This window comes from Vibrio sp. STUT-A16 (genome assembly GCF_026000495.1).
GTDB lineage: Bacteria > Pseudomonadota > Gammaproteobacteria > Enterobacterales > Vibrionaceae > Vibrio > Vibrio diabolicus.
On sequence record NZ_AP026765.1, the window covers coordinates 2,936,750 to 2,950,034 of the forward strand.

At 45.0% G+C, this 13,285-nt stretch carries 11 protein-coding genes; 3 read left to right on the forward strand and 8 right to left on the reverse strand.

The window, feature by feature from the left end; genetic code table 11:
• Window positions 1-37 precede the first annotated feature (37 nt).
• The 7 genes from OO778_RS13945 to xerD form a co-directional block, all read right to left on the reverse strand.
• Complete coding sequence (locus OO778_RS13945; RefSeq protein ID WP_005397324.1) at window positions 38-289, reverse strand: hypothetical protein; 252 nt, start codon at window positions 287-289, stop codon at window positions 38-40.
• A 528-nt stretch (window positions 290-817) separates the two neighbouring features.
• Entirely contained in the window at window positions 818-2,152 is a 1,335-nt protein-coding gene (gene vpsR / locus OO778_RS13950; RefSeq protein WP_046873964.1) for a cyclic-di-GMP-binding transcriptional regulator VpsR, read from the reverse strand.
• Between the two features lie 244 nt (window positions 2,153-2,396).
• On the reverse strand, window positions 2,397-3,914 hold the full coding sequence (gene lysS, locus OO778_RS13955; RefSeq protein WP_005397328.1) for a lysine--tRNA ligase: 1,518 nt from the start codon (window positions 3,912-3,914) through the stop codon (window positions 2,397-2,399).
• 34 nt (window positions 3,915-3,948) lie between these two features.
• Window positions 3,949-5,047 (reverse strand): peptide chain release factor 2 gene (gene prfB, locus OO778_RS13960; RefSeq protein ID WP_100068604.1). Its coding sequence is split into 2 segments (ribosomal slippage): window positions 3,949-4,971 and window positions 4,973-5,047, totalling 1,098 coding nucleotides; the frame shifts between segments, so codons are not numbered across the junction.
• A 173-nt stretch (window positions 5,048-5,220) separates the two neighbouring features.
• The gene (gene recJ / locus OO778_RS13965; RefSeq protein ID WP_005397332.1) at window positions 5,221-6,960 is read right to left on the reverse strand and encodes a single-stranded-DNA-specific exonuclease RecJ; all 1,740 of its coding nucleotides are present in this window, start codon (window positions 6,958-6,960) and stop codon (window positions 5,221-5,223) included.
• Window positions 6,961-7,004: 44 nt separating this feature from the next.
• Window positions 7,005-7,793: a bifunctional protein-disulfide isomerase/oxidoreductase DsbC gene (gene dsbC / locus OO778_RS13970; RefSeq protein WP_074192054.1), complete on the reverse strand. Its 789-nt coding sequence runs from the start codon at window positions 7,791-7,793 to the stop codon at window positions 7,005-7,007.
• A 59-nt stretch (window positions 7,794-7,852) separates the two neighbouring features.
• Entirely contained in the window at window positions 7,853-8,770 is a 918-nt protein-coding gene (gene xerD / locus OO778_RS13975; protein WP_005397336.1) for a site-specific tyrosine recombinase XerD, read from the reverse strand.
• A 158-nt stretch (window positions 8,771-8,928) separates the two neighbouring features.
• Between xerD and fldB the strand changes: the two genes are divergently transcribed.
• Window positions 8,929-9,447, forward strand: coding sequence for a flavodoxin FldB (gene fldB, locus OO778_RS13980; RefSeq protein WP_005397338.1), 519 nt, complete (start codon window positions 8,929-8,931; stop codon window positions 9,445-9,447).
• 85 nt (window positions 9,448-9,532) lie between these two features.
• Here the strand turns inward: fldB and brnQ are convergent, their stop codons facing one another.
• A complete protein-coding gene (brnQ, locus tag OO778_RS13985; RefSeq protein WP_006742676.1) occupies window positions 9,533-10,843 on the reverse strand; it encodes a branched-chain amino acid transport system II carrier protein in 1,311 nt (436 codons plus the stop codon).
• Between the two features lie 330 nt (window positions 10,844-11,173).
• Here brnQ and OO778_RS13990 point away from each other — a divergent pair, with 330 nt between their 5' ends.
• Window positions 11,174-11,893 (forward strand): tRNA1(Val) (adenine(37)-N6)-methyltransferase, encoded by a 720-nt coding sequence (locus tag OO778_RS13990; protein WP_005396289.1) that lies wholly within the window; start codon window positions 11,174-11,176, stop codon window positions 11,891-11,893.
• A 107-nt stretch (window positions 11,894-12,000) separates the two neighbouring features.
• A complete protein-coding gene (gene srmB, locus OO778_RS13995; RefSeq protein WP_005396291.1) occupies window positions 12,001-13,224 on the forward strand; it encodes an ATP-dependent RNA helicase SrmB in 1,224 nt (407 codons plus the stop codon).
• Window positions 13,225-13,285 lie beyond the last annotated feature (61 nt).

Below are 13,285 nucleotides of genomic sequence, written 5' to 3' on the forward strand. Positions count from 1 at the left end.
ACTTGATAGCAACTCAGTCAGTCCAACACGCTAACGATTACGTCATTATTCGCGACGTTAAAACTCGACGAAGGTGACGAACTCGACGTTCAACTTTTACTGCATCCGGAACATTGGCGCGTGTGGAACGACCATCGCTATCTAAACCAATATCTCTCAATAAATGAACATTCGTCCATGGAACATCATGAGCAGTGCGACGTATGGTTCGCTGCCATTGCTTTTCTTCGCGTTTAAGGTCTGCTTTCAATAGCAAAGTGGCCAGTTGTAGGTAAATAGAGTGACGCATAATATTTTCTCCGATTATCGATGTATTCGACTGGGAAAAATAGTGCGTAAAATGAACAGAGGCGCTCTGTTGATACTAAGCCGCTACTTTTCCGCAGCCTAGTAATAAATAAGATAGGTTACGGATTAATTTTTATCTTGTGAGCCAGTGGTATTGGTATCATCCGACTTAAGAGTCATCGGAGCGATAGGCATACGATCAGCGCAAGCAGTGGTGTTAACAACGTAATGTTTCATCTTGCGCCTCCTAGCTAAAAATTAATCCGTTTATGAAAGGTATAACTCATTGAGTTACGGTTAAATTGTAAGCTTTGATGAATATATATCAAACATTTTTTGTCTTTTTGATTAAAAACAAATCAATACACCGCAATTCAGTTTCATATACTTTTCTATATAACATATTCACCTAGGGAATATATGAAATTACGGATTTTATAAATCAAACTGAATACAAAACAAAAAGAGCGGCTTTGTAGCCGCTCTTTCACTGATATTCATTCACCAATTTAACTTCAGAAAGAACAAATCACATGGCTTGATCAGAAATCAAATTATGTTTGTTCAGTAGTCGATACATCGTCGCGCGTGAAACACCAAGCTCCTTCGCCGCATTCGAAACTTGACCAGAATGAGATTCCAAAACAACCAGTAACGCGTCACGCTCACTCTTCTCACGAATCGATTTCAAACTACGCTTTGAGTCATTACGCTGAGGCAAATCTAGGTGATGCTCTTCAATCATTACGCTGTCAGACATCAGAACCGCTCGTTTCACTTGGTTCATCAACTCACGTACGTTACCTGGCCAGAAATAACGTGTCAGTGCCTTGAGTGCATCCTCAGAAAAGCTTTTTGCTTGCGAGTTATACTCTTTAGAAAACTCTTGTAAGTAGTAGCGCGCTAACAAAGAAATATCGCTCGCGCGCTCTTTTAAGCTCGGGACATTAATGCGTAATACGTTAATGTAGTGATAAAGCTCTTCATTAAAATCTCCGTCAATCAAGGCTTTTTCTACATCTGACGAGTTAGCCGCAAGGATGCGCACATTGACAGCTTTTACACCATCTTTGGTATCAATGGTGCCTTCTTGCAAGAATCTCAGCAGATTCATTTGTTGCTCTTTTGAGATGGTAAGAATGTCATTAAACAACACCGTACCGCCATCCGCTTGTTCGAGCATGCATGCTTCCATATCTTCATCGGCGTTAATACCAAATACTTCCGCCTGGAAACGTTGCTCATTGAGCGCGCGACAGTTAATTGCCATAAACGGTTTATGGGAGCGTGAAGAGACTTTGTGGATAGCGCGAGCAACCGCTTCTTTACCTGTACCACTTTCCCCAGAAATCAGAATACTGACGTCCGTCGGACCGATTCGCTTTACTTGATCGCGTAAACGCTTCATCGGGATAGATTCACCGATCAGCCCCATGTCTAAGCTGCTACCAAAACTAGGCCAAACTTTTTTCTCCAACTTGAGCATACCAAGCTGGTGACCAATCGTGCTTAAAAGTTGGGCATCCGGGATTGGCGCAGTGAAAAAGTCGATACAAAAGTTAACAATGAACTGGCATATGGTGTCGGTGCCAAGCTGAGATTCACGAATAAACGCTAACCAACGCACGTGTTTGTGAGAACTGACTAAGTTCGCCAAACCGTTCAAGCTGAATTCGTCATGGCTGAGATCGACAATACCGATACATGGACCAATATCCTCTAACAACGTATTAGCTTTGCGTAAGTCACCCACTTGGTGACACTTCCAGCCCACTTGCTCAAGTACTGATAACCAAGGCTCATAAGTACCGCCAACTACCACAAGCGATCCCGGGATGGAATCCATCTTAAACTGCCCAGCCATTCTCTAACCCTTTTTCATTGTTAATAGAAATTTTGCGCCACAAACCTATCTTTGCGAGCGGGTAACATTATCGAGACTCCGCGCCCCCACGTCTGTCTCAGTATTAAGACTATGCAATAGATTGAGATTTGGCGAATGTTTATTTGCATATCCTATTAAAAAGCAAATGCAACAACTTGAACTTATTTAACTAAAAGGCATAAAAAAACCACCCGAAGGTGGTTTTTTTGATCATCCTGCCAAATTACGCTTGTGGGCGCATTGCTGGGAATAGGATCACGTCACGGATAGTGTGCGTGTTAGTCAGTAGCATAACCAGACGGTCGATACCGATACCTTGACCTGCCGTTGGTGGTAGGCCGTGCTCTAGTGCAGTGATGTAATCTGCATCGTAGAACATAGCTTCGTCATCACCAGACTCTTTAGCTTCAACCTGTGCTTTAAAGCGCGCGTCTTGATCTTCTGCATCGTTAAGCTCTGAGAAGCCATTCGCTACTTCACGACCGCCGATGAAAAATTCAAAGCGGTCTGTAAAGAACGGGTTGTCATCGCTACGGCGAGCCAGTGGAGAGATGTCCGCTGGGTAGCCAGTGATGAACGTTGGCTGCATTAGCTTAGGTTCTGCTGTTTCACCGAAGATTTCTTCTAGAAGCTGACCACATGTCCAGAAGTCTTCTACTTCAACATGTACTGATTTCGCGATAGAAACCATCAGTTCACGGTTTTGTAGATCTTCTTCGGTTAGCGCTTGGATTTGCGCGTGATCTGGGTTGTACTGCTTGATTGCTTCAAACATGCTCATACGAGTGTAAGTGCCACCAAATTCAACCGTTTCATCACCGTAAGGCATTGATGTTGAACCTAGAACTTCTTGCGCTACCGAGCTTAGTAGTTCTTCAGTAAAGTCCATCAGATCTTTGTAATCCGCGTACGCCATGTAGAATTCCATCATAGTGAATTCTGGGTTATGACGTGGAGAAAGACCTTCGTTACGGAAGTTACGGTTAATTTCGAATACGCGATCGAAGCCACCAACCACTAGACGCTTCAGGTACAACTCAGGTGCAATACGTAGGTACATTGGCATGTCTAGCGCGTTGTGATGCGTGATGAATGGGCGTGCACTTGCACCACCAGGGATCACGTGCATCATCGGCGTTTCTACTTCCATGAACTGTTTTGAGATCATGAAGTTACGAATTGCAGACATTACTTTAGAACGTACAATAAATGCTTTACGTGAATCTTCGTTCACAATCAGATCAACGTAACGCTGACGGTAACGCATTTCTTGGTCAGTAAGACCGTGGAACTTCTCAGGAAGTGGACGAAGTGCTTTAGTTAGCAACTCGTATTCTTCCATGTTCACGTATAGGTCACCCTTACCAGATTTGTGCAGCGCACCTTTAACACCGATGATGTCACCGATATCAAGACCTTGGTATTTCTCTTTTAGCTCTTTTTGTACGTCTTTAGCAGCGTAAGCTTGGATACGGCCAGATGTTTCTTGAATTACTAGGAATGGACCACGCTTAGCCATAATACGGCCAGCAATTGCAACCACGTGGTTAAGCTCTTCTAGCTCTTCCTTCGTCTTTTCACCGAACTCTTTTTGAAGGTCGCCCGCTAGTGCGTCACGACGGAAGTCGTTTGGGTGGCCGTTTGCTTTGCAGCTCTTTCGGATTTCATCCAGTTTAGCGCGGCGTTCAGCAATCAGCTTATTTTCTTCTAGTACAGTTTCGTTTTGAACAGCATCAGTCATTTTCGATGTATCCTGTTTTTGTCGGTGAAAAGCTTTATAGGCCTGATTTCAGGCTAGCTTCAATAAATTTGTCCAGATCGCCATCAAGAACCGCTTGAGTATTACGGTTTTCAATGCCCGTACGGAGGTCCTTAATACGTGAGTCATCCAATACGTAAGAACGGATCTGGCTACCCCAGCCAATGTCAGACTTAGCGTCTTCATTAGCTTGTTTTTCCGCGTTTTGCTTTTGCAATTCAAGCTCAAATAGCTTCGCTCGAAGCTGTTTCATTGCCTGATCTTTGTTCTTATGTTGAGAACGGTCATTCTGACACTGAACCACGGTGTTCGTTGGTACGTGCGTAATACGTACCGCAGATTCTGTGGTGTTGACGTGCTGACCACCTGCGCCTGACGCACGGTAAACGTCGATGCGTAGGTCAGAAGGATTAATGTCGATGTCGATGTTTTCATCAATCTCTGGATAGATAAACGCAGACGCAAATGACGTATGGCGACGGCCGCCTGAATCGAACGGAGATTTACGAACAAGACGATGAACGCCCGTTTCAGTGCGCAACCAACCGTAGGCATACTCACCAGAGATGCGAACTGTTGCCGACTTAAGACCCGCAACTTCACCTTCAGAGACTTCAATCACTTCAGCTTTGAAGCCCTTCGCCTCTGCCCAGCGTAGGTACATACGCAGCAGCATGTTGGTCCAGTCTTGTGCTTCCGTACCACCAGAGCCAGCTTGCAAATCGATGTAGCAATCTGAACTATCATGGTCACCCGAGAACATACGACGGAATTCAAGCTTTTCTAGCTTCTCTTCCAACTCAGCAAGTTCTGGTTCAATTTCGTCAAATGTTTCTTGATCTTCTTCTTCTACAGCCAGCTCAAGAAGACCTTCTACGTCCTCTACACCTTGCTCTAGTTGATCAATAGTTTCAACAACCGCTTCTAGCGATGCACGTTCTTTACCCAGTGCTTGTGCACGTTCAGGCTCGTTCCATACATCAGGTTGTTCAAGCTCTGCGTTGACTTCTTCTAGACGCTCTTTCTTCGCGTCATAGTCAAAGATACCCCCTCAGGACATTTGTGCGCTGAGACACGTCCTGCAGACGGTTTTTAATTGGATTGATTTCAAACATGTTTACTCAACATTTTAGAATAGAATTTAACCGAGAAATTCTACTGAAAAATGTGACCGAGATACAGGAAAATTTCGGATGAGAAATCAGATTGCGGTTAGAGAGAGCACGGTCATAAAATTTTACACCCTCTTAGGGGCAACCGTACTCTATAAGAAAGGTTAATCTAAATATTACTTAGCTTCGATATGATCGATCATCAATTGCAGTGATTGATTACCACGAAATTCATTCACATCCAATTTGTAAGCTAAACGTACCGTTTTAACTGATGCATCCGGCCAGCGACGCAAATCGACATTAAATGCAATGCCATCGATCATCACATTGGTAGGATGACCTTTGTAAAGCGGCTCTAATATCAATTTAAGATGCTTCTCACCCACCAGCTTTTGATGCAACACTTTAAACTCACCATCAAAGATTGGTTCAGGGAAGGCCTGTCCAAAAGGGCCACCAGACCGTAGCTGTTCAGCGACATGCATAGAGAATTCTTCAGGCTTAAGTTCACCATCTGACATGATCACGCCTTTTAGCGCCGCTTCATCGAGTTCCTTTTTTACCACTTCATCAAATAAACGGCTGAAACGTTCGAAATCCTGCTCTTTAATTGTTAAGCCTGCCGCCATCGCGTGACCACCAAATTTGATGATCAAACCTGGGTTTTGCGTGTCGATGAAATCCAACGCATCGCGCATGTGTAACCCCGGAATAGAACGACACGAGCCCTTAATTGTCCCTTCTCCGCCATCAGCAAATGCGATGACTGGACGGTGAAACTTCTCTTTGATGCGCGAGGCCAAAATACCAATCACACCTTGGTGCCAATCACGTTGGAACAAGGCTAATCCGTAAGGAAGCTCACTGCCTTCACCAAACTGAAGACGCTCGCAGAAAGCCATCGCTTCTTGCTTCATGCCTTCTTCAATCTCTTTACGAGTTTGGTTCAAACCATCCAGTTCACTTGCCATACGACGAGCGGCGTGAATGTTGTTACACATCAACAGTTCAACACCAAATGACATGTCATCAAGGCGACCAGCAGCATTGATACGAGGACCTAAAGCAAAACCAAAATCGGACGCCACCAAACGACGCGCATCACGCTTCGCGACCTCAATCAATGCTTGAATGCCAGGGCGCGCTTTGCCCGCACGAATACGTTGCAAGCCTTGGTGTACAAGAATGCGGTTGTTTTCATCCAATGGAACGACGTCGGCGACGGTACCCAGTGCAACAAGGTCAATCAGTTCCATCAACTTAGGCTCTTGCATGCCCTGCTCAGCAAACCAATTGTGTTTTCGCATATGAACGCATAGTGCCATCATGAGATAAAACGCGACCCCGACACCAGCGAGGGCTTTAGACGGAAAATGACAGCTCTCAAGGTTTGGATTCACCATTGCATCCACATCAGGCAACACTTGTCCTGGCAAGTGGTGATCGGTAACGAGCACCGTAATGCCGTTTTCTTTTGCATAACGCACGCCTTCGATTGATGACACACCGTTATCTACCGTCATGATCATCTCAGCGCCAAGCTCTAATGCCTGGTCAACGACTTCTGGGCTTAACCCATAACCGTCTTCAAAACGATTCGGTACTAGGTAGTCCACATTGTGACTACCAAGCATACGCAGCGCGAGCACCGACAATGCAGAGCTCGTCGCGCCATCAGCGTCAAAATCACCGACAACGATGATGCGTTTTTGTTCTTTTATTGCCTGAAACAAAAGCTCGACAGCTTGCTCAATCCCCCCGAGTTTTTGGTAAGAATGCAAACCACGAGCTGACGTTTCTAGTTGCGCAGGATCCGTAATCCCACGGTTGATGTAGATACGTTTGAGAATCGGAGGAATGGAATCAGGAAGAAGGGAAAGATCAGGTTCAGGACGTCGTTGAATTTCTATCATGCTTGAAAAGAGCCGGCGACTTTGCCGGCTCTGCTCCTAAAGGATTATTGTTGCTTTAAAAGTTTCAATAGCTCTGCAGGTGGTAGGTAACCGCCAACCATTTCGCCATTCGGTAAGAAGATCGCTGGCGTACCAGAAATGCCCAATTGGCGACCTAGATTGTAATGTGATTGGATGGTTTCTTTACACTGTTTTAAGTCTTTCGCAGGGTTATCAAACGTACGATTCACTTTCGCGTTGTGCATTGCCGACTTTGGATCTTCAGCACACCAAATCGTCGCCATTTGCTCTGCCACTGGGCCAGTAGCACCTTGGCGAGGGTAAGCCATGTAACGCACTGTAATGCCTAGATCGTTATAGCCTTGCATTTGGCTGTGCAGACGCACACAGTAACCACAAGTGATATCAGTAAATACCGTCACAGCATATTTTTCATCGTCGGCTTTGTATTCAATCATGCTATCGGAGAACTGCGCGATTTTCTCCGCATTAAGCGGCGCTTGGCGCTCTGCAATGACATCTTTGTAACTACCATCGTCATTGATGGCATAAAGCGTACCGGCGATAAAATGGCTACCATCATTTGAAGCAAACAAGATCCCGCCATTAGTTTGGATTTCCAATAAACCAGCAACTTCTGATGGCTGAATATCAACGATAGATAAACCAAGCTTTGAGAACTTAGTTTTTAATGCTGCTTCATCAAAACTGCTTTGCGCAGCTGGTGCCACTTGCTGTGCAGGAGTGTCCGTTTTAGCCTGACTTTCTTCTGCACCACACGCGGTAACAAAAAATGGTAAAGTCAGCAGAGTTAGTCGGCGTAATACGCTCATGAAATTCACCTTAATATAAAATCGTTTTTCCAAGAAGACATGGATGAATCTAACCATTGTTATGCTCTTGGGTGGTGTTGACTGTGGATCTGCTTCAATCGTTCAGTCGCCACGTGAGTATAAATTTGCGTGGTCGATAAGTCACTATGTCCTAATAGCATCTGTACGACCCTGAGATCTGCGCCATAGTTCAATAAATGCGTGGCAAAGGCATGACGCAGTACGTGCGGCGACAGCTGTTCAGTGTCAATCCCTGCTATCAAAGCATAGTACTTAATACGGTGCCAAAACGTCTGACGAGTCATTTGCCTTGCGCGTTTGCTAGGAAAAACAATATCAGATGATGTATCACCAAGTAACGCAGGACGCCCTTGTTGAATAAACGTCTCGATCCAATCTACCGCGTTCTCCCCCATTGGCACTAAGCGCTCTTTACCGCCTTTACCTGTGACACGTACAACTCCTTGACGCAAACTAATGTTTTCCATAGTTAAACTGACCAATTCCGTCACACGCAAACCAGTCGCATACAGCAGTTCCAGCATCGCTTTATCCCGCAATTCCACAGGATCATTCGGGTCTGGCGCTTCGAGCAAGGCGTCCACTTGCTCTTCACTAATATCTTTGGGCAAGCGTTGTGGCAGTTTAGGACTGACCAAGAGCGCACTCGGATCATCAGCACGTACTTTCTCACGATGCAGGTATTGGAATAAACGGCGAATTGCCGACAACATACGCGCACGGGACGTCTGCTTGTAATCCAAGTCTACAAGGTAGCTTTGGTATTCTTGCAAGCCAGACAAACTAATGAAATCAAGACGGTAGCGATGTTTCTCCATCCACGTGAGCAGCTTCATCAAATCATTTCGATAGGAAGCCAGCGTGTTCTCTGATAGCCCACGCTCCATCCACATCGCATCTAAGAATTGCTCAACAAGCGAAAAATCTTGTTGATTGACAGGCTGTTGTGCCGTCATGAACGCTTCCTTATCTGTTTATATTTACAGTATTTAGATTAAGGCACCTGCCGATCCAATACCATAAAAAAATCATCCCGCTTAGGATATTCGCTGCAATCTTCCTCAATTTATGGTTAGAATCTTCCACAACAGCAACACAAATAACGATGAATATAATGAAAATCGGACTCTTTTACGGCTCAACGACCTGCTACACCGAAATGGCAGCAGAGAAAATTCGTACCATTATTGGTGAAGACCTTGTCGACATTCACAATGTGAAAGAGACACCGTTATCACTAATGGCGGACTACGACTTATTACTCCTTGGCATCTCAACTTGGGACTTTGGTGAAATTCAAGAAGATTGGAATGCGATTTGGCAAGACATCGCAACAACACCATTAAAAGGTAAAGTTGTCGCGCTGTTTGGTCTGGGTGACCAAGAAGGCTACGGTGAGTGGTATTTGGACGCGATGGGCTTACTTCACGATGAATTACAAGCGACCGGCGCAACCTTTATCGGTTACTGGCCAAATGAAGGCTACGAATTTGAAGCATCGAAAGCACTGATTGAAGATGGCAGCAAGTTTGTTGGACTAGCGTTAGATGAAGACTCGCAGTACGAACTGAGTGATGAGCGCATCGAAAAATGGTGTGAACAAGTTCTTGTGGAGTTCCACGACACACTTTAATAGTGTGAACGCTTCAAAGATAAAAAATAAAAAGCCCGATGAAGTCATTCATCGGGCTTTTTAATATCTTGATAGTGCGAAGTTATTACGCTGTTTCTTGTGCTAGCTCTGGACGAGGTTTCGCGATGAAGAACATGCACACGATAGCCGCAAATGTTGGAAGCACCCAACCCATGCCCACTTCGAATAGTGGCAGCATGTTAAACGCAGAAACATCAACACCCGATACTTTTGCCGCGTCAACCAACGCAAACAGCAGAGATACAAGCAGTACCGCGCGGTAAGCAAAACGTGGATTTGGCAGTTTGCTGCGTACAAATGTTAGTGCAACCAACGCAATCGCCACAGGGTACAGCGCAAACAATACTGGCACTGACAGAGAAATCAGTTGTGCAAGGCCGACATTCGCAACCAACGCACAAACAGAACCGTTAATAAGTACCCATTGCTTGTATGACAGTGGCGTTTTCGAGCTGAAGAAGTCAGAACACGCAGAAATCAAGCCAATAGCCGTTGTCAAACACGCTAGTAATACAATGACAGACAGAACGATTTGACCGTATGGACCAAACAGCGCTTGAACGTATTGGCTAAGTACCAGACCACCGTTATCTGCACCAGCAGCAACAGTTGCACTCGTCGCGCCCAAGTAGAATAGTGAGATGTAAACAAACGCAAGACCGGCAGCGGCAATACAACCTGCATAGATTAGATACTTAGTGGTTGCAGAACGCTCAGTAATGCCTTTACCGCGCAGTGCATCAACCATCAGCATGCCAAACATCAATGACGCGAACGTATCCATTGTGTTGTAGCCTTCTAGGAAGCCTTTGGTCAGTGGTTGCGTTAAGTACTCACCGTGCGCGCCCAGCATGTCACCTTGAGGATCAATAAATACCGCGACAGCAAGAATGATCAAACCCACGAACAATGCCGGCGTTAGTACTTTACCGATAAGATCAATCAAACGGCCTTGGAACCATGAGAACATCATCGCCGCAATAAAGAAGATCACTGAAAATGCAGTGAGATGCGTTTGTGACGCTTCAAGGAAGAAAGGTTTCACCGCCATCTCGTAAGCCACTAGGCCAGTACGAGGCGCAGCAAACGCAGGACCGATGATGATGAAGATCAACGCAGCCATAATAACCGCTGCTTTTTTCGGAAGGTCTTGCGTTAAGTGATCCCAAGAACCACCAGCAACAGCAATAGCAACGATAGTAATAAGAGGTAGACCTACCGCTGTTAGCAAGAAACCAAACATCGCTGGCATTAAGTTTTCACCAGCTAGCTGACCCGCTAGAGGTGGAAAGATGATATTGCCAGCACCTAAAAAGAACGCAAATAGCATAAAGCCTACTGCGATAATATCTGTTAGTTTTAACGTCTGCTTCACAGATAACCCTTGTCTTTTAATTAATGAATGTTGTGTATGCTTAGACCACTTTTTGTATACCTAAAGTCAATAAGTACACGTGGTTCAATCTATAAAATTTTCGCCGCATAATGACGAAAGACTCATCATTTGGCAACCTTTAAGAAAAAAACACCATATTAATTTAGTTTTCAAACTTAAAAGCAGTGGATATAACCAGTTCTAAACAACAGACCAGTTCTTTATCTCGATCAATTAACAATACAATTTAATAACCAACAAAACAACAATCTATACAATTAAGAAACAATAGAGAAATTCACTTAATTATTGAGCAAACATAAAACAATCATGAAGAGCAAAAAACTGAAAACTAAAGGCTTCAATTTTAAGCAATTTTGTATTGAGGGCGGCGAGAGTGGTATGCCCGTCAGCACTGATGGGGTCATGCTTGGTGCTTGGATTCAAAGCCCGAACAACACTCAAATTCTCGATATTGGCACTGGCACCGGGTTGCTTGCCCTGATGTGTGCCCAACGCTTTACAGAAGCTCAAATAACCGCGGTCGATATTGAATTAACAGCTATTGAAGCTGCGCAAAAAAATGTAGTTCAGTCGCCTTGGTCAGATCGTGTGAGTGTGCATCATTCCGACATACTAGACTTTACGCCGACGCATCCATTCCAACGCATCATTTGTAATCCGCCCTACTTCAACAGCGGCGAGCAATCGAAACACAGTCAACGTGCAGCCGCGAGGCACACTGATACGCTACGCCACAACGCATTGCTACAACGTTGCTATCAGTTGCTTGATGAACAAGGGAAAGCTAATTTTGTGTTACCAATCACCGAAAGCGAACGGTTTATTGAACTAGCATTACACCAAGGTTGGCATCTATCGCGAGTCTGTCGTGTACAGCCATCAGAAAAGAAATCGGTACATCGACTGTTATTTGAACTGGCGAAGCAGCCTTGCGATACTCAAGAATCACATTTAATAATTCATTCGCATGACGGTTACAGTGACGATTTCGTCCAATTAACCCGCGAGTTTTATCTTAAGATGTGAAATAACATGTGATCCTTATCACCAATCACTTTATAATGTGCGACCTTTTTGTATTCTATGCTGTTGTGGCGAACCATTAACCAAGCTTTGCTTGTGGAGAACTCATTGTGATCAGAACCTTTGCTGAACTTGATCTAGACCAAAACCTACTTGAAGCCATTGAAGAGATGGGTTACGAACGCCCAACAAAAATTCAGGCAGAAGCGATTCCACAAGCGTTGGATGGTCGTGACATTCTAGCGTCAGCGCCAACAGGTACTGGTAAAACGGCAGCCTTCGTCCTGCCTGCATTGCAATACTTGCAAGACTTCCCTCGTCGCAAGCCTGGACCTGCGCGTATTTTGATCCTAACGCCGACGCGCGAATTGGCGATGCAAATTGCCGATCAAGCACGAGCTTTGGCAAAAAACACTAAACTGAACATTTTCACCATCACAGGTGGTGTTCAATACCAAGAGCACGCCGATATCCTTGCGACAACACAAGACATTGTGGTTGCAACGCCTGGCCGTTTAAAAGAATACATTGATGCAGAGCGTTTTGATTGCCGTGCAATCGAATGGTTAATTCTTGATGAAGCAGACCGTATGCTAGACATGGGTTTTGCTCCTACTGTCGATCGTTTATCTAACGAGTGCCGCTGGCGTAAACAAACCCTTCTGTTCTCAGCAACTTTAGAAGGTAAAGGCGTAGAGGGCTTTACCGCTGATCTGTTGAATGACCCAGCAGAGATCGATGCAAAATCGCCACTGCGTGAGCGTAAGAAGATTGCTCAGTGGTACCACCGTGCTGATGATGCTGAACACAAACTTGAATTACTAAAACACATTATTACTCAACAAGCAGAACGCACCATCGTCTTCTTGAAGACCCGTGAGCGTTTGGCAGAGCTACGAGCGCAGCTTGAGAGCGCACAGATTCCATGTTCTTGGATTCAAGGTGAAATGCCTCAAGATCGTCGTAACAATGCGATTTCTCGCTTCCGCGATGGTACTGTAAACGTGCTGCTCGCAACGGACGTTGCTGCGCGTGGTATCGACCTTCCGGATGTGTCACACGTTATTAACTACGACATGCCACGCACGGCTGATGTCTACCTTCACCGTATTGGCCGTACGGCTCGTGCGGGTAAGAAAGGTAATGCTATCTCAATCGTAGAAGCACACGACCAACCAATGATGGATCGCGTTGCACGTTACGTGAAAGAAGACATCAAAGAGCGTTTCGTAAAAGAGATGCGTCCGAAACACAAAAAACCTGTGTTTAAGAAGAAAAAGAAAAAAGAAGACAAGAAGAAGCCAGCGAAAAAGAAAACCGCTAAGAAGAAGTAATCTTGTTGGGGCGAAATAGCCTAAGCTAAAACATAACAAAGGGTTGGCACTGCCAACCCTT